Origin of the sequence: Vibrio sp. V15_P4S5T153, assembly GCF_963874485.1 — a bacterium.
GTDB classification, from domain to species: domain Bacteria; phylum Pseudomonadota; class Gammaproteobacteria; order Enterobacterales; family Vibrionaceae; genus Vibrio; species Vibrio anguillarum.
Genome location: NZ_CAWNHR010000008.1, coordinates 1 through 24216, shown reverse-complemented (window position 1 = coordinate 24216; position 24216 = coordinate 1). Strand labels below are relative to the sequence as shown.

At 40.7% G+C, this 24216-nt stretch carries 23 protein-coding genes; 19 read left to right on the top strand and 4 right to left on the bottom strand.

The window, feature by feature from the left end:
* The first annotated feature begins 30 nt into the window (after positions 1 to 30).
* The 3 genes from AACT42_RS01720 to AACT42_RS01710 all read left to right on the top strand — a co-directional run bounded on the left by AACT42_RS01720 (position 31) and on the right by AACT42_RS01710 (position 1763).
* The gene (locus tag AACT42_RS01720; RefSeq protein WP_094167943.1) at positions 31 to 768 is read left to right on the top strand and encodes a hypothetical protein; all 738 of its coding nucleotides are present in this window, start codon (positions 31 to 33) and stop codon (positions 766 to 768) included.
* Between the two features lie 205 nt (positions 769 to 973).
* Positions 974 to 1315, top strand: coding sequence for a DUF4258 domain-containing protein (locus tag AACT42_RS01715; protein WP_045570177.1), 342 nt, complete (start codon positions 974 to 976; stop codon positions 1313 to 1315).
* Between the two features lie 10 nt (positions 1316 to 1325).
* Positions 1326 to 1763: a helix-turn-helix domain-containing protein gene (locus AACT42_RS01710; RefSeq protein WP_094167942.1), complete on the top strand. Its 438-nt coding sequence runs from the start codon at positions 1326 to 1328 to the stop codon at positions 1761 to 1763.
* 212 nt (positions 1764 to 1975) lie between these two features.
* Here AACT42_RS01710 and AACT42_RS01705 read toward each other — a convergent pair whose 3' ends face one another.
* Positions 1976 to 2212, bottom strand: a complete 237-nt coding sequence (locus AACT42_RS01705) for an RNA recognition motif domain-containing protein (RefSeq protein ID WP_094182983.1) — start codon at positions 2210 to 2212, stop codon at positions 1976 to 1978.
* A gap of 651 nt (positions 2213 to 2863) precedes the next feature.
* Positions 2864 to 3832 (bottom strand): IS30 family transposase, encoded by a 969-nt coding sequence (locus tag AACT42_RS01700; protein WP_094132255.1) that lies wholly within the window; start codon positions 3830 to 3832, stop codon positions 2864 to 2866.
* A 285-nt stretch (positions 3833 to 4117) separates the two neighbouring features.
* Between AACT42_RS01700 and AACT42_RS01695 the strand changes: the two genes are divergently transcribed.
* Positions 4118 to 4885, top strand: coding sequence for an alpha/beta hydrolase family protein (locus AACT42_RS01695; RefSeq protein ID WP_094182981.1), 768 nt, complete (start codon positions 4118 to 4120; stop codon positions 4883 to 4885).
* A gap of 200 nt (positions 4886 to 5085) precedes the next feature.
* On the opposite strand, the gene AACT42_RS01690 is transcribed toward AACT42_RS01695, so the two are convergent.
* Both AACT42_RS01690 and AACT42_RS01685 read right to left on the bottom strand, forming a co-directional pair.
* Positions 5086 to 5385: a type II toxin-antitoxin system RelE/ParE family toxin gene (locus tag AACT42_RS01690; RefSeq protein WP_017048437.1), complete on the bottom strand. Its 300-nt coding sequence runs from the start codon at positions 5383 to 5385 to the stop codon at positions 5086 to 5088.
* A gap of 7 nt (positions 5386 to 5392) precedes the next feature.
* Positions 5393 to 5635, bottom strand: coding sequence for a type II toxin-antitoxin system Phd/YefM family antitoxin (locus AACT42_RS01685; protein WP_017045808.1), 243 nt, complete (start codon positions 5633 to 5635; stop codon positions 5393 to 5395).
* 255 nt (positions 5636 to 5890) lie between these two features.
* On the opposite strand from AACT42_RS01685, the gene AACT42_RS01680 reads away from it, so the two are divergent.
* From AACT42_RS01680 to AACT42_RS01610, 15 genes are all read left to right on the top strand, one after another.
* Positions 5891 to 6244: a VOC family protein gene (locus tag AACT42_RS01680; RefSeq protein WP_094133221.1), complete on the top strand. Its 354-nt coding sequence runs from the start codon at positions 5891 to 5893 to the stop codon at positions 6242 to 6244.
* Between the two features lie 160 nt (positions 6245 to 6404).
* Positions 6405 to 6800, top strand: coding sequence for a DUF3465 domain-containing protein (locus AACT42_RS01675; RefSeq protein WP_094182980.1), 396 nt, complete (start codon positions 6405 to 6407; stop codon positions 6798 to 6800).
* 147 nt (positions 6801 to 6947) lie between these two features.
* On the top strand, positions 6948 to 7352 hold the full coding sequence (locus AACT42_RS01670; RefSeq protein WP_094182979.1) for a DUF1801 domain-containing protein: 405 nt from the start codon (positions 6948 to 6950) through the stop codon (positions 7350 to 7352).
* 169 nt (positions 7353 to 7521) lie between these two features.
* A complete protein-coding gene (locus tag AACT42_RS01665) occupies positions 7522 to 7776 on the top strand; it encodes a hypothetical protein (RefSeq protein ID WP_045570475.1) in 255 nt (84 codons plus the stop codon).
* A 1640-nt stretch (positions 7777 to 9416) separates the two neighbouring features.
* Positions 9417 to 9959, top strand: a complete 543-nt coding sequence (locus AACT42_RS01660) for an HNH endonuclease (RefSeq protein WP_094182976.1) — start codon at positions 9417 to 9419, stop codon at positions 9957 to 9959.
* Positions 9960 to 11084: 1125 nt separating this feature from the next.
* The gene (locus AACT42_RS01655) at positions 11085 to 12287 is read left to right on the top strand and encodes a hypothetical protein (protein ID WP_094182975.1); all 1203 of its coding nucleotides are present in this window, start codon (positions 11085 to 11087) and stop codon (positions 12285 to 12287) included.
* Positions 12288 to 13503: 1216 nt separating this feature from the next.
* A complete protein-coding gene (locus AACT42_RS01650) occupies positions 13504 to 13923 on the top strand; it encodes a GFA family protein (protein ID WP_094182974.1) in 420 nt (139 codons plus the stop codon).
* Positions 13924 to 14602: 679 nt separating this feature from the next.
* The gene (locus tag AACT42_RS01645; protein WP_094182973.1) at positions 14603 to 14884 is read left to right on the top strand and encodes a hypothetical protein; all 282 of its coding nucleotides are present in this window, start codon (positions 14603 to 14605) and stop codon (positions 14882 to 14884) included.
* Between the two features lie 161 nt (positions 14885 to 15045).
* On the top strand, positions 15046 to 15483 hold the full coding sequence (locus AACT42_RS01640; RefSeq protein ID WP_094182972.1) for a hypothetical protein: 438 nt from the start codon (positions 15046 to 15048) through the stop codon (positions 15481 to 15483).
* Positions 15484 to 16553: 1070 nt separating this feature from the next.
* Positions 16554 to 16967: a GNAT family N-acetyltransferase gene (locus AACT42_RS01635; RefSeq protein WP_094133693.1), complete on the top strand. Its 414-nt coding sequence runs from the start codon at positions 16554 to 16556 to the stop codon at positions 16965 to 16967.
* A gap of 149 nt (positions 16968 to 17116) precedes the next feature.
* Complete coding sequence (locus AACT42_RS01630) at positions 17117 to 17533, top strand: hypothetical protein (protein ID WP_094133692.1); 417 nt, start codon at positions 17117 to 17119, stop codon at positions 17531 to 17533.
* A 1073-nt stretch (positions 17534 to 18606) separates the two neighbouring features.
* On the top strand, positions 18607 to 18927 hold the full coding sequence (locus AACT42_RS01625) for a hypothetical protein (protein WP_094182971.1): 321 nt from the start codon (positions 18607 to 18609) through the stop codon (positions 18925 to 18927).
* Positions 18928 to 20459: 1532 nt separating this feature from the next.
* A complete protein-coding gene (locus AACT42_RS01620) occupies positions 20460 to 20924 on the top strand; it encodes a GNAT family N-acetyltransferase (protein ID WP_094182984.1) in 465 nt (154 codons plus the stop codon).
* Positions 20925 to 22192: 1268 nt separating this feature from the next.
* Positions 22193 to 22660 (top strand): DUF4234 domain-containing protein, encoded by a 468-nt coding sequence (locus AACT42_RS01615; RefSeq protein ID WP_094182970.1) that lies wholly within the window; start codon positions 22193 to 22195, stop codon positions 22658 to 22660.
* Between the two features lie 569 nt (positions 22661 to 23229).
* Positions 23230 to 23775 (top strand): GNAT family N-acetyltransferase, encoded by a 546-nt coding sequence (locus AACT42_RS01610; RefSeq protein ID WP_064626911.1) that lies wholly within the window; start codon positions 23230 to 23232, stop codon positions 23773 to 23775.
* Positions 23776 to 24216: the final 441 nt, after the last annotated feature.

Sequence of the window (24216 nt, the reverse complement as noted above, 5' to 3'; positions counted from 1 at the left end):
GGCGTTAGTTGTTTTAAGAGGAAGTATTGAATGCAGTGGATATCTGCTTATAGTCGTTTGTTTAGTATGTTGGATAAAACAGGCTCACCTGCTTACCATAGCGGCTCAGCCTTCATTAAGGTCGTTCAACAGTTTGACCGTGGCTTGCCAGGTTATTCACTCTACATTGAAGAAAGAAACAGGCTGAAACAGAGTGCAACTCGTCGAGACTTTTACTGGGATATTCTCCAAAATCTCGATGAATCAACACGATTCGAAGTGTTTCGTGCCTTTATAGACATTGTCGAGCCACATTGTCCAACTGAAGCTCAAGATCTTCGAGCATATATGTTTGGTAACGGTAACCCTGTTCCCAAGGCTACTATTCCAAACCATCAATGGAGTTCTGATAAGCTCAATTCGACACTGTCTAAAATTGACAATGCAATAGATACGGCAAACTACAACAATGCAATGACTTTGGCATATACGTGTCTGGAGGGGTTGTATAAATCCTATGTTCAGAAACATGTTCCAGCTAGCAGCAATGTCACTGACTTGATACCGTTGTCCAAGTTGGTTCGAACAGACATTGATTCAAAGCTCTCAGCAGTAGGCAGTTATCCAGTTCAAATGGTAACAAGTATTTCTACACTGACCAGTGCAATTGCAAACTCTAGAAATAGCTTTAGTGATTCACACTTTGATCATGATGCTAATAAATGGCTAGCTATCTATAGTCGAGATTTAGTTAACTCTATTGGACGTTTGTTATTGCATTTTCTGTGAGCCAAACAACTAACAAACTGTTCAAGAGTGATTCGCAACGCGTGGCATTTTTACTATGCGTTGAATTTAGTGATTAAGGTGGTATGCGGCGGCATCGGTATTGCGTTGCTCACACCTTAACAGGGCGTTAGGGCTATTCATCAAATCTTGCGTTTAATCTTTTTCTCGCTCATAATCGAAGCTATCAAATTGATAGGTAGTCCGTATGTCAGATAATAAACTTGAGGGAATAGATGAGTTCCCGCTGACCTCAGCGTCAGCAAAGAAACTCATCAATGAACTGGCAAGTAATCATACAGCGAGAGTTTACATTAGTTCTCATGCGAGAGAACGCATGGAACAACGTGGTGTGACTCGAATGCAAGTATTTCAGGTACTTAGCAATAAGCACAGTAGAATAACGGAAGCTCCTCATCAAACACCTAGAGGTGACTGGAAATGTAACCTTCAAGGTATGGCTGCCGGTGAAATCGTAGAAGTTGTTGTTTCCCTAAAGAGACACGAAAACGATCCATCTGCATTTGTTGTTACGGTTATAGTTAAGTAAAGGGGCTAATATGTATCACTATAAAGAATGTGGTCTACCGTATGTTTATTTAACAAATGGCTTTACTATCGACAAAGTAGATGATGAAGAATTTGTTAGTATCGACAACCTTTATGAGTTGCACGCTCTTATCGGTAGAAACATAGTGTCTCAAGTAAGGCCTATTTCTCATCAAGAGTTCAAGTTTATTCGCATCGAGCTCAATATGTCGCAAAAGGCGCTAGGTAACTTGTTAGGAGTAGACACTCAAACAGTTGCTCGCTGGGAAAAGGGGCAGTCAGTCATTCCAAGGACAACCGATGTGACTCTTCGTGCATTGTATGCAGAGTTCAATGACGACGATAGCCAAATTGGTCTTTTGCTAAATATGCTTTCAGATTCAGAAATTGAATCAACAATGGCAGAGTTACATTTAGAAGAGCAAGACAACAAGTGGCGTGTAGCATAGCCCTAACAAACGCTTCAAGAGGGACAGCCAACGCGCGGCATTTTTACCATGCGTTGGTTTTTGTGGTTACGACGTTATGCCGGAAGTAGGTTGTGGCGTTGGCTGCCCCTTAAGCGGGCGTTATGCAGTTCTACAGGTTCAACGGAAACTAAAAGACGTCAGCCCAATGTATTTGAACTGACGGAGCTTTACTCTTTTTGTCTATAAGGTGTTTATTCTACGGCTTTTACTCTGATTTTGCTTTTGGCAACGTCAGAAAGGTTTAGGCTAGAAATTGCAGTATTAGCTTCGTTTTCGTTTGGCATTTCGACAAAAGCAAAGCCTTTTGATTGACCCGTTACTTGGTCTAAAACAAGCGTACATTCGGCTACGGAGCCATGAGCTGAGAATAAAACACGAAGTTCTTGTTCAGTTGTAGAGCGAGATAGATTGCGAACTAAAAGTTTCATGATGAACCAATTGGTAGTAAATGACAGTGCGAATTGTGGCAGCTAAAGATAAGTTTGGCTAAGCAATTCGTTCTTTATACTGAGTATTGGTTTAAAAACTGCATAACAAACGGCTCAAGAGGGATTGCCAACGCGTGGCGGCTTTAGTACAAAATTGAAATTCAGAGTTTACGGTGTGTTTTTAAGTTCGGCGGTGCGTTGTCAACCCCTTAGCCGGGCGTTATGCAACTCAGGTAAATGTAGGGTTCAATCTTTTGGGATTTCTCCGGCTATTCGTTTTGTGTTGTCGGCAAATGAGCATTTTTACCCTCAAATTCTTGGTTAACTCAAACCGTAAAATAGGCAAATTTCTTTGTTTGCCTCAATTGGTTTTAGCGTTGGCGCGTTGTCAGTTTTGCAGGTGCAAAGTGTGGAAATGGCAAGTTAATCGATCATTTCGCATTTGCTAAAAGTCTTGCTCGGTGAGTTTGTCTCATTCAAAAGCTTGGTTTGTTGCTGAAAGGTGGACTTTGTTTTGGTGGCTTATTTATCACGGTTCAGGCTTGGGTTGATTCTTGAATCACTCAACTATTGCAATTGTGGTTTTTGATCGAGTAAAGTCAGCTTATCTTATTGAATTTGCTTAGTATCAAGTTTGAAGTGCGACACTTTTTAAAGATGCGCATGAATATACTCCAGTGGTGTTCTATACCCAAGTCTTTTGCGTGGGCGCGTATTTAATTTGTGTGCAATTTCGTTGCATAGCTTCTGTGTCACGTGTGACATGGAAGTTCGTTTTGGTAAGTATTGTCGTATCAAGCCATTAGTGTTCTCATTAGTGCCTCGTTCCCATGAATGGTATGGATTTGCAAAGTAAAACAGACAGTTATGATGTTTTTCTAGTTGTGCATAACCATGAAATTCAGTGCCGTTATCCGAAGTTATCGTCTTAAAAGGTAAGTCAGAGCGGGTCATGATTTTGCTCATTCTTACGTTGAGTGACTCGCTTGTTCTATCGTCCATTTGCCCAATAAAAGTGTAGCCAGTCATTCTGTCGACTAAAGTCACGATACAGTGCTTGGTTCCGCGGCCAACGACGGTATCAATTTCCCAGTGTCCCGGCTCTTTTCGATGCTCAGCATTTGCTGGTCTTTCGGTAATATGACGCTTTGCTGCCAGTCGTCCTCGGCTGTCTTTTGAGTTGTACCTCTTACGCCTTTGCTTAGTAGATTGTCGTAGGTGTTTCCATAGCGTTCCACCGAGAGTTTTGTCGTTCCAAATGTGCTGATAAATGAGCTCGTGGCTCATTGTTGGATAGCCTCTCATTCTTAGGTATCCTACGATTTGCTCAGGGCTCCAATCCAGTCGTAGCAAGGCTTCAGGTAGTCTGAAGTCAAGTTTGGTATAGCGTTTATTTCGCCGTGAACGACTAAGCCGGTTGCGCGCCATTTGCTGTGCGCGCTCTGGTTGATAAGAGTACCTATCGAAGAACTTGTTATAACGACAATTGCGTTCAATTTCTCGATAGATAGTGGCTTTGTGACGCCCTAGTTGTTTAGCTATTTTTGCGGTACTGATCCCTTGCTTTCTGAGCGCAGAAATCATATACCTTTCGTTCTCAGTGAGGTGCGTGTATTTCATGTTTTTTACTTCTTGGCGGGAGCAAAGTTCATGATTATCGCACCTTACTGTTTTTATGTTCAGAGGTGTCGCACTTCGTACTTGAATCCAAGTTGCATAACAAACAATTTAAGAGGGATTCCCAACGCTTGGCATTTTTTCTTCTACTTCACTTTTAGTGGTTACGGTGTAACGCTTTAGGTTGGGTGGTAGCGTTGCTCACCCCTTAATTGGGCGTTAGCTGTTTTCTGAAGTCTGACGGTTTATTGTGCTCGTAAACGGAGAAATAGAATAGATGGGGCGTTCATGGAAGATGTTGTAGTCGAAAAAAGTAAGATGGGTGAGATTGTATATCTACACTATTGTAAAAAAGAGTCGGTAAATAATCCTTTAGTCATCATCTGTCATGGGTGGAACAATGATAAATATGAAGGTTCTAATCTAGCTTTAAATTTAGCTCTTCAGGGTTACTCTGTTATCTGCTTTGATGCAGATAAACACGGCGAAAGAGATGATGGTAATGCTCAAAATGTCAGTAGTCATTCGAGTTTTATTAAAAGAATGACGGGGGTCATCAAGCAGAATTCAGATGACATAAATACACTCATTGATCACTATCAGGAAGATATTCGGATTGATAGATCGAGGATTGCGGTTGTTGGTATCTCTATGGGCGCAATGTCCACATTTTATTCTTTGACCCAAAATCAACTGATTAAAGTTGCAGTACCAATTCTAGGCTCTCCCGATTTTGTCGGTTTGGAGAAGTTCGCCTTACAAGCAGATTCGGTGAATAAGATTCTTAGTCATGATGAGAAGTTAGCTATTAGGCATATGGCAGAGATTGATCCATGTTTGTACCTTATAGAAAATGAAACTCGCCCTATGTTGATTATAAATGGCGAGAAAGATGATTGGGTTCCTGCCAATTTTGCGAAGGACTTTTATGAGAAAGTGAAGAGTAGATACGATAAAAATAATACTGAAATTGAGTTCAATTTGGCTGATGAATCGCATTATTTTTCCAACGACATGAGAGATCATACGATAAAATGGTTGAATAAAAATTTGTAGGCTAAGACGTAAATATTTAGCAATAAACAGCTAACAAACGCTTCAAGAGGGACAGCCAACGCGCGGCATTTTTACTATGCGTTGATTTTTGTGGTTACGGTGTTATGCGGAAAGTTAGTAGCAGCGTTGGCTGCCCCTTAAGCGGGCGTTAGTTTACCAATCAAGATTGCACCCTAACTCAATACGCTAGGGTGTGATAATTATCGCAGATGGTTTTGTGGCAATTGAGATTGTCCAAGGACTGCAACGACCAAAATAAAGCTGTCTTCCTTGGTAAAGTAAGCCGTATGCTTGCCTATAGGGAAGTAAAAACCATTTTGATATAAATCGTTGCAGCTTCTGCCTACCGCTGGGTTGTCAGCGAGCATCTGAAACCCAGTAAGAAGAGTATCTTTGTATGCGTTCCACTGCATCTCGGAAAAGTTTGTAATGGTATAATTTTTGATTTTATGTAAATGAGCCTGTGCTAATTTACTTAGTTTATATTTATTCTTGTACATACTTTACTTACAACGCGTTTAGGAAATTTTCACCGTCAACTATATTGCCTTGGGCTAAGTCTGCTTTTGCGGACTCAAAACAATGTTTTATGTAATCGGCTTTCATGACTTCAAGTTCTTCATAGTCTCTAATCGACATCACAACAACGGCATCTTTATTGTTTTTACTAATTTTAACTGGCTCACGTTGAGCGTTTAGAAGCAGTTCACCGAAATTACGTTTGGCATCATTTGCTGTTAATGTGTACATGGTTAAGCTCCAAGTCTGTAAGTGCAGTAATATTATAGGGTATCGAGCCAAATGTGCAATTTAATTAAATCGTGCGATTGGTGTGGAAAGTAAACTAACAAAGCATTTAAGATGGATTCGCAACGCTTGGCGGTTTTAGTGTAAATTCAGTTTTTCCGTTTTAAGTGGTTTGTCGCGGCATAGGTGTTTAGCGTTGCTCACCACTTAACGCGGCGTTATATGCTTTCAAGTTACAATCAATAAAAGGACTTAAAAATGATTCTAAATCACGTCTCAGTTGGCGTTTCTGATGTGCTAAAGGCAGTCGGTTTTTATGACTCTGTTCTTTCTACACTAGCTATTAAGCGTGCTCACTATATAGAAAATATCGCAGCGGCTTATGGTGAAAATTTTGAATTTTGGGTCGGAAGCCCTTGTGAAGGAAAAGCAACATCAAGTAATGGTGCTCATATTGCTTTCAATGCACCTTCAAAAGAAGCTGTTGACCAATTCTATGCTACAGCCATTGAATTGGGTGGCTTATGTGCGGGTAAGCCAGGTCTAAGGCCGGAGTATGGTGAAGCTTACTATGACTTAGACGGAAACAAAATCGAAGCAGTTTCAATGTAGCTTTGAGTACGCATATAACAATCAATTTAAGAGGGATTCCCAACGCTTGGCATTTTTGCTTCTACTTCAAATTAAGTGTTTATGGCACAATGCTTTAAGTTGGGTAGTAGCGTTGCTCACCCCTTAATTGGGCGTTATGTGAATTGGAGAAATTGAGTATATGAAGAAGTTAATCGCTATATTTATAGCCGTCTTTTGTCTAGCTTCTATTGGTGCTCAAGCTAATGATCATCAGTTAAAAAATGCGTATGAAAATCATCAAAGTGATATTCAAGTTCAAGGCTCAGGCATGGTCATTCGCTTGTTACCTGATGACAACGAAGGGAGTAGGCATCAAAAATTCATATTGAAACTGGACAGTAAACAAACTTTACTTGTTGCTCACAATATTGATTTAGCTCCTAGGGTTCCAAATCTAAAAGTTGGCGATCGAGTCCAGTTTTACGGTGAATATGAATGGAACAAAAAAGGTGGTGTCATGCACTGGACGCACAAGGATCCAAACAATAAACACCCGCACGGTTGGTTAAAGCACAACGGTAAGACGTACGAGTAAAATTCACATAACAAACGGCTCAAGAGGGATTGCCAACGCGTGGCGGCTTTAGTACAAAATTGAAGTTCAGTGTTTACGGTGTGTTTTTTGAGTTCGGCTATGCGTTGTCAACCCCTTAGCCGGGCGTTATGTGAATGGGAGATTCCAATGGACAAGGTAGTCAAAGATCGCTTCGATGAATATCCGGAAAATGTTCGTATTAGGCTAGAGGAACTGCGAAATCTAGTCTTTCAAATCGTATCTGAATTGGATCTGGGTGATGTTGATGAATCTCTAAAATGGGGTGAGCCAAGCTACAGCGTAAAAACAGGCAGTCCACTAAGAATGGATTGGAAGCTGAAGTCTCCTAATAATTATTACCTGTTTTTTAATTGCCAAACTAAGCTAGTCGATACATTTCGGGAATTGTATTGTGAAGAACTGGAGTTTCAGGGAAACAGAGCAATAGTGCTGTCCTTATCGAAACCGTTGCCAGAAACAGCAATCAAATCCTGTTTAGAGTTAGCTTTAACCTATCAGCAGCGCAAAAACTTTCCTCTTTTGGGTGCTTGAAAAAATTCACATAACAAACGGCTCAAGAGGGATTGCCAACGCGTGGCGGCTTTAGTACAAAATTAAAGTTCAGTGTTTACGGTGTGTTTTTTAAGTTCGGCGGTGCGTTGTCAACCCCTTAGCCGAGCGTTAGCACAAAGATTGAGATTTGCATACAAGGAAAGTTTTTATGTCTGATTCTGATAATGGTACAGAGCTGTATTGCAGTAAATGTAATAAAAAAACATTGCATCGAAGATTAAGTGCTTCTGAGGTTGAAGCCCAAAAGACTGAGAAGAATAATCCAAAGTACAAAATTCTTCATTTTGTGTTTAGCGTATTACTTAATCAAAATAACTCGAAATCAAATATCAGCTATTTCAAGTGTGCTGTTTGTGGATCCGAGTACAACGAGAATGAAAGCATGCCTCATGGCTGGGGATAGAAATCATTGGTATACTTTGTGCTAACAAACGCTTCAAGAGGGACAGCCAACGCGCGGCATTTTTACTATGCGTTGGTTTTTGTGGTTACGGTGTTATGCGGAAAGTTGGTAGTAGCGTTGTCTGCCCCTTAAGCGGGCGTTAGGCAAAGTGAGTTTTTATCAGCTAAATCGAGTTGGAATTGAACGGTAAACTCCATGTTTTGTGGCTTAACTTAAGCAATAAATAATCATCACATATTTGTTGTTTCTTGATCGTGTTGGGTTGTTTATCGTTGTAAATTCAGCGGCAAAATAACCTTCAGCATCCAAACGTCCGCCGAGCATGCTACGCTCGTCACTTTTCTTCCAAATCGCTCAATTTGAGTTTTTTTGTTTCTTTGCTGATTTAGCATTTTGATTTATAAATAAATCGGTTGGTTTGTTTTAAGTTTGTAAAAATCCCTGTTCTTTGGTTTTGAAAGTGTCGTTGTCAATCTGTTGGCCTAACAAACGGCTCAAGAGGGATTGTCAACGCGTGGCGGCTTTAGTGCAAAATTGAAGTTCAGCGTTTACGGTATGTTTTTTGAGTTCGGCGGTGCGTTGTCAACCCCTTAGCCGGGCGTTAGGCAATGTGAGTTTTTATCAGCTAAAACGAGTTGAAATTGAACGGTAAATTCCATGTTCTCATGGCTGAACTTAAGCAAATGAATAATCATCACATATTTGCTGTTTCTTGATCGCGTTGGGTTGGTTATCGCTGTGAATTCATCGGCAAAATAACCTTCAGCATTCAAACGTCCGCCGAGCATGCTACGCTCGTCACTTTTCTTCCAAATCGCTCAATTTGAGTTTTTTTGTTTCTTTGCTGATTCAGCATTTTGGTTTATAAATGAATCTGTTAGTTAGTTTTAAGTTTGCAAAAAAGCCTGTTCTTTGTTTTTGAAAGTATCATTGTCAATCGGTTGGCCTAACAAACGGCTCAAGAGGGATTGCCAACGCGTGGCGACTTTAGTACAAAATTGAAGCTCAGTGTTTACAGTGTGTTTTTTTAGTTCGACTATGCGTTGTCAACCCCTTAGCCGGGCGTTAGCTGAGGTTAAGAAAAACCATAAAATTAAGCGCTTATTTTTCTTAGTCTGAGGCTCTAGCTTTACACCTGAAAGTCAGCACTTTTCCGCGTATCTCGCCAGTGGCACTGTTCGTGAAGTGTTTGAACTAACCGAAGTCTTCTTACGGGAAGTGGTGTGTTTGTTTATTTCTTTGGTGTGGCTTCTTTGGTTTTGAAGCTCTTTTGCGCTAAATGGATTTCGCGCACTTGGTTGTTGGCTTCTTCGAAAGGATTCTTTGTAAATTTAAGCTCTAGAAACTCGTCAAGTTTTGCTGTTATTTCTTCTTTGCCAAGTGCGTTTCGTGGATTAGGTTTTAGTTTCTCAGTGGTCCGTTTTACTTTGTCGCTTGAAAGCAATAATGTGTTTTAAATTAGGTCGTTGGGTAGCAAATCTCCGGCTAAAGTGCAGCAGCTAACAAACGGCTCAAGAGGGATTGTCAACGCGTGACGGTTTTAGTGCAAAATTGAAGTTCAGTGTTTACAGTGGTTTTTTGAGTTCGGCGGTGCGTTGTCAACCCCTTAGCCGGGCGTTAGGTTCTACAAGGAGATTTGAATGACTAAAAGGTCAGCAATACCAGCAGAAGTAAAAAGAGAAGTGCTAGTTGAAGCTGGGCATAGGTGCATAATTCCTACCTGTAAAGACTCTGCGAATATAGATTTACATCACATAGTACCTTGGGCAAAGTGCAAGGAACATAAGCCGGATAATTTAGTAGCCTTGTGCCCAAGTTGTCACAGGCTAGCCCATGACGGGACAATTGATAGAAAGTCACTTAAAAAGTATAAGGAAATAAACCAGAAGCTAATCAACCCTCCGATAAAGCATGAGGAAAGTGATGCGCTAGCATATATTAAGTTTGACCCTAATTCTGTCGTAAACATCATCGATGCAAAAAACATATCTTGTCTCATAGATAATGGAGTACTCGATTTCACATTCAACTTTGATAAGCCTTTCGAAGATGAGTCATATGTTATTGGTGCGCTCGGTGATGGGGTTGTTTCATTTAAAGTCATGTCCAAAACTTGTTCGTCGGTTCATCTTAAGTTTGATTCTCCATGCCCTCAATTGGTCAAATTGGAGTTTCAATATTAACGAACCTAACAAGCAATTTAAGAGGGATTCACAACGCTTGGCATTTTTGCTTCTACTTCAATTGTAGTGTTTACGGTGCAATGCTTTAGGTCGGGTGGTAGCGTTGCTCACCCCTTAATTGGGCGTTAGGCAAAGTGAGTTTTTATCAGCGATAATCGAGTTTGAATTGAACGGTAAATTCCATGTTTTGTGGCTTAAGTTAAGCCATAAATCGTCATCACATATTTGCTGTTTCTTGATCGCGTTGGGTTGTTTGTCGTTGTGAATTTAGTGGCAAAATAACCTTCAGCATCCAAACGTCCGCCGAGCATGCTACGCTCGTCACTTTTCTTCCAAATCGCTCAATTTGAGTTTTTTGTTTCTTTGCTGATTCAGAGTTTTGGTTTATAAATGAATCGGTTAGTTTTTTAACTTTACAAAAAAGCTCGTTCTTTGTTTTTGAAGGTATCATTGTCAATAGGTTGGCCTAACAAACGGCTCAAGAGGGATTGCCAACGCGTGGCGACTTTAGTGCAAAATTGAAGTTCAGTGTTTACGGTGTATTTTTTGAGTCTGGCGGTGCGTTGTCAACCCCTTAGCCGGGCGTTATGCAACTCAGGTAAATTTAGGGGCTCAATCTTTTGGGATTTCTCCGGCTATTCGTTTTGTGTTGTCGGCAAATGAACTTTTTCACCCTCAGATTCGTGGTTAATTCAAACCGTAAAACAGACAAGGTTCTTTGTTTGCCTCAATCAGTTTTAGCGCCGGTGTGTTGTGAATTTTGCGCGTGCAAAGTGTGGAAAGGGCAAGTTAATCGATCATTTCACATTTGCTGAATGTTTCGCTCGTTGAGTTTGTCTGATTCAAAAGCTTGGTTTGTTGTTGAAAGGTGGGCTTTGTTTTAGCGGCTCATTTATCACAGTTCTTGCTTGGGTTGATTCTTGAATCACTCAGCTATTGCAATAGTGGCTGGTCGTGTAAATTCAGTTTATCTCATTGAATTTGCATAACAAACGGCTCAAGAGGGATTGCCAACGCGTGGCGACTTTAGTGCAAAATTGAAGTCTAGTGTTTACAGTGTGTTTTTTGAGTTCGGTGGTGCGTTGTCAACCCCTTAGCCGGGCGTTATATTTTCAAGGAGGCTAAGTGAAAGGTCTATTTCTAGGTGCTGGCGCTTCAGTCGAGTGTGGTATGCCGCTCGTCTGGTCGTTTACTAGCATTTTGTCGAAGAATATTTTATCCAGATTGGATATAAAGTTGTTCAATTTCCATGGTGATGAAGCGATAAAAAAGAGGTTTGCTTCAGTTTTTCAAAGTGACACGATGCACTATGAAGAAATGGTTAAGCATTTAGAAAACTGGAAATTAGAAGCGAAAACACCTAAAGAAGCACAAATTGTTGGCGGACTAATCCGTCAGGTCACTGAGTGCATTCAGTTATTGCTACTGGAACTTCAAGAAAAATGCCTACCTCGAATGAAAGTTAGGTTCGAAAATTATTTTGGTTTGCAGGCTTTGCTTGAACAACAGGGCAGAATTGAAATATTTTCTCTTAACCACGACCTTATTATAGAAGAACTGTGTGCATATTATGATTTGGGTCTAAAAGACGGGTTTTACGCTAATAGAGAGCATGGCTACAAGAACTTAGGTGAATTTAGGCTGATTACTTCGGAAGAACTATCTGAACAGAAACTAGACTTCTACGAAGGAAATGAAAAGGGCGTAAACTTACTGAAACTCCATGGTTCTTTTGACATTTTCGCTATTGAAGACAAAAAAACGTACTTAAAGTCAGTGGGTAATGAAGGTTTCGGCTCTTTTGTATCTGCAATAAGAAATATTGAGTCAAAAAGCCTAGATGTTTGTCAAAAAATGCAAACTCGCGGTGTTAATGAGTTGTTCGTTAACGATTCTTCGGGTGAGTTGCAATTTCTAAGGCGCTCATTGTTGTCCGGAGGTCATAAGTTCAAAGGTAAATTTGAACAGATCGCTCCTGTCGCATTATTTGACGCATTTAAAGGTAGAATCAACAATGTGCAGGAGTTGGTGGTTATAGGCTATGGTTTCGGTGATGAGCATGTGAACGAAGTCATGCTGAAGTGGTTATCAAACCCTAATAATCAGTTAACGATTTCCAATCCATATTGTGATGAAATTCCTGACATTTTGAAAGATCACCAAGCTCAGGTACAAATAGTTAAGAAAGGCTTAACAGATTACCTATTGTCTATAGACCCATCCAAGGACACTTCAGAAAGGAAGGCTCAAAGAGAACTAATAAAGTACCTAGAGACACTTTCCCCTGATGAAATCACTGGGTTATTAAAAAGAGCAGCTCCCTTGTAAGTTATTTCATGAAATGAAAATATAACAAAGCATTTAAGAGTGATTCGCAACGCTTGGCAGTTTCGCTTCGCTCAAGTATAGCCAAGCGCTGCTCACACCTTAATTGGGCGTTATGCAACTCAGGTAAATTTAGGGGCTCAATCTTTTGTGATTTCTCCGGCCATTCGTTTGGTGTTGTCGGCAAATGAGCATTTTTACCCTCAAATTCGTGGTTAACTTAAACCGTAAAACAGACAAGGTTCTTTGTTTGCCTCAATCAGTTTTAGCGTTGGCGCGTTGTAAATTAAGTGGGCGCAAAGTGTGGAAAGGCCAAGTTAATCGAGCATTCTGCACTTGCTGAAAGCCTTGCTTGTTGAGTTTGTCCCATTCAAAAGCTTGGTTTGTCGCTGAAAGGTGAACTTTGTTTTGGCGGCTTATTTATCAAGGCTCTGGCTTGGGTTGATTCTTGAATCACTCAACCATTGCAATCGTGGCTTTTGGTTGTGTAAAGTCAGTTTATCTCATTGAATTTGCATAACAAACGGCTCAAGAGGGATTGCCAACGCGTGGCGGCTTTAGTGCAAAATTGAAGTTCAGCGTTTACAGGGTGTTTTTTGAGTTCGGTGGTGCGTTGTCAACCCCTTAGCCGGGCGTTAGCTGAGGTTAAGAAAAATCATAAAATTCCGTGTTCATTTTTTCTTAGTCTGAGGCTCTAGCTTTACACCTGAAAGTCATCACTTTTCCAAGTATCTCGCCAGTGGCACTGTTCGTGAAGTGTTTGAACTAACCGAAGCCTTCTTACGGGAAGTGATGTGTTTGTTTATTTCTTTGGTGTGGCTTCTTTGGTTTTGAAGCTCTTACGCGCTTAAATGGATTTCGCGCACTTGGTCGTTGGCTTCTTCGAAAGGATTCTTTGTAAATTTAAGCTCTAGAAACTCGTCAGTTTTGCTGTTATTTCTTCTTTGCCAAGTGTGTTTCGTGGATTAGGTTTTAGTTTCTCAGTTGTTCGTTTTACTTTGCTGCTTGAAAGCAATAATGTGCTTTAAATTAGGTCGTTGGGTAGTCAATCTCCGGCTAAAGTGCAGCAGCTAACAAACGGCTCAAGAGGGATTGCCAACGCGTGGCGACTTTAGTACAAAATTGAAGTTCAGTGTTTACAGTGTGTTTTTTGAATCCGGCGGTGCGTTGTCAACCCCTTAGCCGGGCGTTATGTGTAATCGAAAGAAAGGAGGCTCTTATGGCGAATAAACATCGAGGTTCATGCCTCTGTGGTAGTGTGAAGTATGAGCTTTTAGGTGAGTTCCAGTCTTTCTTTTTATGTCATTGTACTCGTTGTCAAAAGGGTACAGGCTCGGATCATGGTGCAAATTTGTTTGCTAAAGCTGGCACCTTAACTTGGTTAAATGGTGAAAGTGATGTAAGAACGTATAAGCATCCAAATTCACTTCATGCAAAAAGCTTTTGTTCAAAATGCGGGTCTGCAATCCCAACGGTTGTAGAAAGTATTAATAGCGTCGTGGTTCCGGCTGGTAGCCTCGATAGTCCAGTTCCAATTCCGCCTACTGCTAAAATCTTTGTTGGTAGTAGCGCCAAATGGTCTATGAAATTGTGCGATGTACCTAGTTACGAAAAGCTTCCAGAACAAGCTAAGAACTAAACACATAACAAACGCTTCAAGAGGGACAGCCAACGCGCGGCATTTTTACTATGCGTTGGTTTTGTGATTACGGTGTTGTGCGGAAGCTTAGTAGTGGCGTTGGCTGCCCCTTAAGCGGGCGTTATGCAACTCAGGTAAATTTAGGGGCTCAATCTTTTGGGATTTCTCTGGCCATTCGTTTTGTGTTGTCGGCAAATGAGCTTTTTTACCCTAAAATTCTTGGTTCACTCAAGCCGTAAAATAGGCAAAGTTCTTTGTTTGCCTCAATGAGTTTTGGTGCTGGTTTGTTGGCAATTCAGCGTGCGCAAAGTGTGGAAAGGGCAAGTTAATCGAGCATTTTGCACTTGCTGAAAGTATTGCTTGTAGGGTTTGTCTCATTCAAAAGCTTGGTTTGTTGCTGAAAGGTGGACTTTGTTTTGGCGGCTTATTTATCACAGTTCTTGCTTGGGTTGGTTCTTGAATCACTCAACCATTGCAATTGTGGTTTTTGGTCGTGTAAATTCGGTTTATCTCATTGAATTTGCATAACAAACGGCTCAAGAGGGATTGCCAACGCTTGGCGACTTTAGTGCAAAATTGAAGTTCAGTGTTTACAGTGGTTTTTTGAGTTCGGCGGTGCGTTGTCAACCCCTTAGCCGGGCGTTAGCTATTGTTTTATTCAGCAGCAAGGAAATTAAAGATGTCAAAGTATCAATTTTTCTGTAAACCAAATTCAAATCGTAATGCATTTACTTATCTGGATATGAGTTCAGAAACTTATCGTTTTGAAAAGGAAGAACTCTTGAGCTCGGGGTTAGAAGTGGAAGGTGATACGATTTATGCTTCTTCTCCAGAAGAGGCTATTGATAAATTCAAATCAAATTTTTGTGATCCTTTGAAGGATTATGCAAATTCAAATGTTGCAGGTGGATTGGCGACATTCATTTTTGAATCATTCAAATCAGTCACTGGGAAAAAATAGCTAACAAACGGCTCAAGAGGGATTGCCAACGCATGGTGACTTTAGTACAAAATTGAAGTTCAGTGTTTACAGTGTGTTTTTTGAGTTCGGCGTTGCGTTGTCAACCCCTTAGCCGGGCGTTATGGCTTTCTCTAATTCAGTACAAATAAAAAGGAAATAAAATGAACATAAATGCATTAAGAGAGATTATTGAAAATCACGAACACTTATTGGTGGAGCGTGCCCAAAGTATGGGGCTTGAAGAGCAATCAGTGCGAGCTGCTGCGTTAATCGTCGATGATCGTGGGTACGATGCTTTAGTTGGTCGCCAAATTTGGGTATTTGATAATGCTGTTCGACCTCTTATTGAGGATGTATCTTGTGACGGATACCAAGGCTTATTTGGCGAAGATCAGAACGAATGTCCAAATATCCTAGAAGACGATGATTTGGTTGAATGCTACCAAAACGAATCTTTTCTATGTGAAGCTTGCCAAGGAAATGCTAATAGTGACTCCGCTGCAAGAGGGACAGCCAACGCGCGGCATTTTTACTGTGCGTTGATTTCGGTGGTTACGGTGTTATGCGGAAAGTTGGTAGTAGCGTTGTCTGCCCCTTAAGCGGGCGTTAGGCAAGGTGAGTTTTTATCAGCTAAATCGAGTTGAAATTGAACGATAAATTCCATGTTCTCATGGCTTAAGTTAAGCAATAAATAATCATCACATATTTGTTGTTTCTTGATCGCGTTGGGTTGCTTTTCGCTGTGAATTCATCGTCAAAATAACCTTCAGCATCCAAACGTCCGCCGAGCATGCTACGCTCGTCACTTTTCTTCCAAACCGCTCAATTTGAGTTTTTTGTTTCTTTGCTGATTTAGCATTTTGGTTTATAAATGAATCGGTTAGTTTATTTCAAGTTTACAAAAAAGCTCGTTCTTTGGTTGTGACAGTATCGGTGTCAATCGGTTGGCCTAACAAACGGCTCAAGAGGGATTGCCAACGCGTGGCGGCTTTAGTTCAAAATTGAAGTTCAATGTTTACAGTGTGTTTTTTGAGTTCGGTGGTGCGTTGTCAACCCCTTAGCCGGGCGTTATGTTTTCTGCACCAATTTGACTATCACCATCTATATCATAGATAATACGTTCAGTTTTTATCAAATGGGCGGTGCCCAATGATTTAAACAGAAGTACACAGTAAATGAGAAAACTTGCCGGTGGCATGTTTAACATCCTGTGGTTGCATACTTCGATATTGTCAATGCAACTGACAATGCAATCGGACATTAAAATTGCAAGTTCTAATGTTCGGGTGGTGGCCAACCACCTTAAAATTCAGGAGCTTATACCTGAGTCGGCTCGGGGATTCAAAGGTAACTTTAATGTTTACTCTGAAAACTCGAAATATGATGGTTTCATTTGATTTAGCAGCTGTAATCAGAGCTATTGCTCTTTTATTGCTAGTATTACCAATGTAACCTTGGCAGGGCAGTTTTCTGCCCTCAGCCTAACCCTTCGGATCTTATTTATCCCAAACATAACAAATGCTTCAAGAGGGACAGCCAACGCGCGGCATTTTTACTATGCGTTGGTTTTAGTGATTACGGTGTTATGCGGAAAGTTAGTAGTAGCGTTGTCTGCCCCTTAAGCGGGCGTTATGTTGCCCCGATAAATTTGGAAATCTAGAGTTCGAAAATGATAAGAAAGTACAATTCAAATGACTTAGATTCGGTTCTTGAAGTTTGGCTTGAAGCCTCTGTTAAAGCGCATGATTTCGTCTCGGCGTACTTCTGGGGATCTCAAGTTGAGAGCATGCGTAATATTTATATTCCAGCTTCAGAAGTTTTCGTTTACGAGATCGAGTCGAAAACAGTTGCTTTCTATGCACTGTATGAAAATACTTTGGCAGCTATATTCGTATTTCCTGAATTTCAGGGTAAAGGCATTGGTAAGCAATTATTAAGTCATGCTAAAGCTCAAAGGGCGATCTTGAGCCTTTCCGTATACAAGGAAAATCAGGCTAGTTATCAGTTCTATTTGTCTCAAGGTTTTGCAGTCGTCAGTGAGCAACTGGACGAGCATACGGGACACCTAGAGTACACAACATAACAAACTGTTCAAGAGGGATTCGCAACGCGTGGTATTCTTACCATGCGTTGGTTTAAGTGATTAAGGTGGTATGCGGCGGCTTCAGTATTGCGTTGCTCACCCCTTTACAGGGCGTTCTGTGCCTAATCTAGATAAGGAAAATATCGACAATGAGTAAAAGACCTACAGGGTTAACTATATTCGCAGTACTTAATTTTATTTTTGCAGCTGCGGGCGTACTTAATCTAATTGCACTAGTTGTATCCCCAGCATTGCGAGAGCAAGCAAATATTGCATTTTCAGCCTACATGGTTCTTTCACCTCTGCTTACTTGCATACTTATGATTGTGTCCGGCATTGGATTTTTAAAGCTACATTATAAGGCGGGTTTCATCGGTGGAGTTATGCTATGTCTTCTCTCACTTGGAAACATATTAATCTTCAACGCTCTTGAAGGGTTTCAAAATATAACATTACATTTACCAAGTATGGTTTACCCTACGATCCTACTTACAATGTTACTTTTCAAATACCGAGAGAAATTTAAGTTAAATACAGTGAGCACAGAACAAGGGCATGCAATCTGACTCCGCAACCTGTCACTTTTTGTGCAAAACCCGCACAAAAAGCGCCAGGTCGCTACGCAGTTGATGCCGGCGTTATGCAACTCAGGTAAATTTAGGGGTTCAATCTTTTGGATTTCTCCGGCCATTCGTTTTGTGTTGTCGGCAAATGAGCTTTTTTACCTTCAAATCCATGGTGAACTCAAGCCGTAAAACAAGCAAAGTTCTTTGTTTGCCTCAATGAGTTTTGGTGCTGGTTTGTTGTGAATTTAGCGGGCGTAAAGTGTGGAAAGGGCAAGTTAATCGAGCATTTCGCCTTTTTTGAAAGTCTTGCTTGTTGAGTTTTCCTGATTCAAAAGCTTGGTTTGTTGTTGAAAGGTGAACTTTGTTTTGGCGGCTAATTTATCACGGCTCTTGCTTGGGTTGATTCTTGAATCACTCAACCATTGCAATGGTGGTTTTTGGTCGTGTAAAGTCGATTTATCTTATTGAATTTGCATAACAAACGGCTCAAGAGGGATTGCCAACGCTTGGCGGCTTTAGTGCAAAATTGAAGTTCAGTGTTTACGGTGTGTTTTTTGAGTTCGGTGGTGCGTTGTCAACCCCTTAGCCGGGCGTTAGGCAAAGTGAGTTTTTATCAGCTAAATCGAGTTGAAATTGAACGGTAAATTCCATGTTTTGTGGCTTAATTTAAGCAATAAATAATCATCACATATTTGTCGTTTCTTGATCGTGTTGGGTTGTTTAACGCTGTGAATTCATCGGTAAAATAACCTTCAGTATCCAAACGTCCGCCGAGAATGCTACGCTCGTCACTTTTCTTCTAAACCGCTCAATTTGAGTTTTTTTGTTTCTTTGCTGATTTAGGTTTTTGGTTTATAAATTAATCGGTTAGTTTGTTTCAAATTTACAAAAAAGCTCGTTCTTTGGTTTTGAAAGTCTCGGTGTCAATCGGTTTGCCTAACAATCGGCTCAAGAGGGATTGCCAACGCGTGGCGGCTTTAGTACAAAATTGAAGTTCAGTGTTTACAGTGTGTTTTTTGAGTTCGGCTGTGCGTCGTCAACCCCTTAGCCGGGCGTTATGTGTAAAGGAACCTATGACAAAATTCATCAATCTTTTCTTGTGTCTATTTTCTCTAAACTGTCTTGCTGCTGAGCCGACAAAAGAATGGAATGAACTCAATGAAATGTATGCAAGACAGATGGAAAATGGTTTATATCTAGATGCTGTTGATACATCGCTAAAACTCAATAATTTAGAGCCAACAGATACTACAGTGTTGTTGTATATAGTTTATTCGCATACAAAAGCTGGCTTATCCGTTCCAACTTGGGTCTTGGCTGAACCATGGCCTAATAAATTGGTTAAGGACCGTATGAACAGGCTTATTGCTGAATCAATAGGCTCAAACACATAACAAACGCTTCAAGAGGGACAGCCAACGCGTGGCATTTTTACTGTGCGTTGGTTTTCGTGATTACGATGTTATGCGGAAAGTTAGTTGTAGCGTTGTCTGCCCCTTAAGCGGGCGTTATGCAACTCTGGTAAATTTAGGGATTCAATCTTTTGGGATTTCTCTGGCCATTCGTTTTGTGTTGTCGGCAAATGAGCATTTTTACCTTCAAATTCATGGTGAACTCAAGCCGTAAAACAGGCAAGGTTCTTTGTTTGCCTCAATCAGTTTTAGCGCTGGCGCGTTGTAAATTCAGTGGGCGCAAAGTGTAGAAAGGGCAAGTTTATCGAGCATTTTGCTTTTGCTGAAGTTTTCGCTCGTTGAGTTTGTCTGATTCAAAAGCTTGGTTGGTTGCTGAAAGGTGGGCTTTGTTTTGGCGGCTTATTTATCACGGCTCCTACTTGGGTTGATTCTTGAATTACTCAACCATTGCAATCGTGGCTTTTGATCGAGTAAAGTCAGTTTATCTTATTGAATTTGCATAACAAACGGCTCAAGAGGGATTGCCAACGCGTGGCGACTTTAGTGCAAAATTGAAGTTCAGCGTTTACAGTGGTTTTTTGAGTTCGGTGGTGCGTTGTCAACCCCTTAGCCGGGCGTTATGCTTAATCACGAAAATCAGTGGTTTGTGGTTTTTCTTTGTTCCCGTGGCTTGTGAGTTTCGTGCTTGTCGGCAAGTTGACTTCAGTGGGCGCTATTTTCCGGACACTTGTTCTTTGGCGCTGGAAATTCAGAGAATTGCCTCAATCAATATTCGGGTAAGCGCGAGGTTAGGGCGGTTGGCTCAATCAGAAGTTTGATTTTAGGTTTTATATGCCAAAGTTCAAAGTCTGATTNATTGCAATTGTGGCTTTGGGTCGTGTAAATTCAGTTTATCTCATTGAATTTGCATAACAAACGGCTCAAGAGGGATTGCCAACGCGTGGCGACTTTAGTGCAAAATTTCAGTTCAGTGTTTAAGTGTGTTTTTTGAGTTCGGCGGTGCGTTGTCAACCCCTTAGCCGGGCGTTATGCTTAATCACGAAAATCAGTGGTTTGTGGTTTTTCTTTGTTCCCGTGGCTTGTGAGTTTCGTGCTTGTCGGCAAGTTGACTTCAGTGGGCGCTATTTTCCGGACACTTGTTCTTTGGCGCTGGAAATTCAGAGAATTGCCTCAATCAATATTCGGGTAAGCGCGAGGTTAGGGCGGTTGGCTCAATCAGAAGTTTGATTTTAGGTTTTATATGCCAAAGTTCAAAGTCTGATTTTCAAAATTATGAGTCATTCCAGTTTTTTGATTTTTGGCTTTTGTCTGTGAGTCAACGCTGAGTTATTCTTGGTTTTTGTAAAACGTAAGTCATTGAAGATTAAGCATAACAAAGCGTTTAAGTGGGATTTGGCACGCGTGGCATTTTTAGTTTGCGTTGGGTTCAGTGGTTACGGCACTGTGCGGTAGCTTTTGTAGTGCGTGCCTGCACCCCTTAACGCGGCGTTAGCTGAATGGTGGTAAATATCAGCATGATCGAAATTAGAAAGTATCAAGAATCAGATGCGCTTGATTTATGGGCTATTTTTTATCATACGGTTCGTAATGTGAACTTACGTGATTATTCACAAGCCCAAGTTGAAGCATGGGCTCCAGATGTTTTTTCTTCAGAGATTTGGCAACGAAAAATGAACTTGCTGTCACCTTTTGTGGCTGAAATTGATGGGAAAATTGTTGGTTATAGTGATCTTCAAGAAAATGGATTAATTGATCATTTCTTTTGTCATCATGAACATCAAGGTAAAGGAGTCGGACGCCAGTTAATGGAATATGTACTCAGAGTGGGTGAGTTACAAGGAATTACTAGGCTTTACTCTGAGGTGAGTATTACAGCTCGTCCGTTTTACGAGAGATTTGGCTTCAAGGTTATAGAAGAACAAACCATAGAAGTTCGCGGTCAAAAGCTGTGCAACTTTGTCATGGAGAAATTCAGCTAACAAACGGCTCAAGAGGGATTGCCAACGCTTGGCGACTTTAGTGCAAAATTGCAGTTCAGTGTTTACGGTGTGTTTTTTGAGTTCGGCAGTGCGTTGTCAACCCCTTAGCCGGGCGTTATGCAACTCAGGTAAATTTAGGGGTTCAATCTTTTTAGATTTCTCCGGCCATTCGTTTTGTGTTGTCGGCAAATAAACATTTTGACCTTAAAATTCGTGGTTCACTCAAGCCGTAAAACAGGCAAGGTTCTTTGTTTGCCTCAATCAGTTTTAGCGTTGGTTTGTTGTCAATTCAGCGTGCGCAAAGTGTGGAAAGGGCAAGTTAATCGAGCATTTTGCGCTTGCTGAAAGTCTTGCTTGTAGGGTTTGTTTCCTTCAAAAGCTTGGTTGGTTGTTGAAAGGTGGACTTTGTTTTGGCGGCTTATTTATCACAGTTCTTGCTTGGGTTGGTTCTTGAATCACTCAACCATTGCAATCGTGGCTTTTGATCGAGTAAAGTCAGTTTATCTCATTGAATTTGCATAACAAACGGCTCAAGAGGGATTGCCAACGCGTGGCGACTTTAGTGCAAAATTGAAGTTCAGTGTTTACGGTGTGTTTTTTGAGTTCGGCGGTGCGTTGTCAACCCCTTAGCCGGGCGTTAGGCAAAGTGAGTTTTTATCAGCTAAATCGAGTTGGAATTGAACGGTAAATTCTATGTTTTCTGGCTTAAATTAAGCAATAAATAATCATCACATATTTGTTGTTTCTTGATCGCGTTGAGTTGCTTTTCGTTGTGAGTTTAGCGGCAAAATAACCTTCAGCACCCAAACGTCCGCCGAGCATGCTACGCTCGTCACTTTTCTTCCAAATCGCTCAATTTGAGTTTTTTTGTTTCTTTTCTGATTTGGCATTTTGGTTTATAAATGAATCGGTTAGTTTGTTTCAAATTTACAAAAAAAGCACGTTCTTTGGTTTTGAAAGTCTCGGTGTCAACTGGTTGGCCTAACAAACGGCTCAAGAGGGATTGCCAACGCGTGGCGGCTTTAGTACAAAATTGAAGTTTAGTGTTTACAGTGTATTTTTTAAGTTCGGTGGTGCGTTGTCAACCCCTTAGCCGGGCGTTAGCTTCCCATCCCAAACAAAATACAACGTAACAAAATGTTACGTTGTTCATGTTTTTCCAATTTGAAAGTAGTTCTATTTCATATCAAGTGCTCTAATAAATGCGATTCTTTTTTCTTTATTGTTAATTAAATCAACAAGATGTCGTATTTTTATAAGGAGATGACATGTCAACTATTACTGAACTTAAAGATGTTGTGGACACTAAAACACTGAACTTAGTTTTACTCACTGTTGCAACTGGCGGAATATATCCAATCTTATGGATGTATAAAAATTGCTCTATTTTAGAGTCGGTTACTAAAAAGAAAATTTCAGACAGTGTTTTTATTATTTGGGTTGCTGTTTGTGTTGGTCTTGGTAGCGCATTGGCTGGAACTGGTGATGAAGTCTTAGAGGCAATTGCTGGCCTTTTCACTATTGGTTCTTGGGTTCTGTATATTGTTTGGGCATTTAGAGCGAAAACGGCATTGCAAGAGTATGCGTTAAATGAGCATAAGATTGATCTTCGCATGAATGCATTCTACACGTTTTTATTTACGGTTTATTACATTAACTATTGTATTAATGATTTACCGGAAGCTAAACGCAAGCAAGATGTGTTATCTGGACATGCATCTACAGTAGAAAGCTAACAAAGCATTTAAGAGTGATTCCTTACGCTTGGCATTTCGCTTCGCTCAAGTATAGCCAAGCGTTCGTCACACCTTAATGCGGCGTTAGGCAAAGTGAGTTTTTATCAGCTAAATCGAGTTGAAATTGAACGGTAAATTCCATGTTTTGTGGCTTAACTTAAGCAATAAATAATCATCACATATTTGTTGTTTCTTGATCGCGTTGGGTTGTTTATCGCTGTGAATTCATCGGCAAAATAACCTTCAGCATCCAAACGTCCGCCGAGCATGCTACGCTCGTCACTTTTCTTCCAAATCGCTCAATTTGAGTTTTTTGGTTTCTTTGCTGATTTAGAGTTTTGGTTTATAAATGAATCGGTTAGTTGTTTTAAAATTTACAAAAAAAAGCTCGTTCTTTAGTTTTGAAAGTGTCAGTGTCAATCGGTTGGCCTAACAAACGGTTAAAGAGGGACTGCCAACGCGTGGCGGTTTTTGTTCAAATCGGCATTTGTGATTATGGCTGTTATTTTGAGTTCAGTGTTTTGCGTTGTCAGCCCCTTAACCGGGCGTTATGTTTTTAAGAGGAAATCATGTTTACATTGGATGTTGATACCGATCTGAAACTGGCTTTGGTTACTCCCAAGTTTGCTTCGGCTTATCTTGAAATTGTCAGTCGAGAGAGGGAATACTTGAGTCAATGGTTAGCTTGGCCTCCTCATGCAAGCAATGAAGAGTTTTTTCTTAGCTTTATCAAAAGTTCATTGCATGATTATGCTGATGGAAAATCCTTGGTTTGTGGGATGATTTACCAAGATAAGTTGGTTGGAAATATCAGTTTTAACAGTATTAACCGTCAACTTAAAAAAGTAGAGATTGGCTACTGGTTAAGCTCTGAATACCAAGGTAAAGGTATCGTGAGTAAGTCGGTTTTAAAACTGACCGACTTGGCTTTTACTGAGTTTGATATGGAAAAGGTTCAGATATCAGCAGCAAGCGAAAATATTCCAAGTCGTAATGTATGTGAACGTTTAGGTTTCTCGCTTGAGGGCATAATCAGTCGCGCAGAAAATTTGAATGGCCGAGTTGTAGATCATGCTGTTTATGGTCTAAATCGTACTAATTGGCCCAAAACATAACAAACGCTTCAAGAGGGACAGCCAACGCGCGGCATTTTTACCATGCGTTGATTTTTGTGGTTACGGTGTTATGCGGAAAGTTGGTAGTAGCGTTGTCTGCCCCTTAAGCGGGCGTTATGCAACTCAGGTAAATTTAGGGGTTCAATCTTTTGGATTTCTCCGGCCATTCGTTTTGTGTTGTCGGCAAATGAGCATTTTCACCCTAAAATTCGTGGTTTACTCAAGCCGTAAAACTGGCAAGGTTCTTTGTTTGCCTCAATGAGTTTTGGTGCTGGTTTGTTGTCAATTCAGCGTGCGCAAAGTGTGGAAAGGGCAAGTTTATCGAGTATTTCGCATTTGCTGAAAGTCTTGCTTGTAGGGTTTGTCTCATTCAAAAGCTTGGTTTCTTGTTGAAAGGTGGACTTTGTTTTGGCGGCTTATTTATCACAGTTCTTGCTTGGG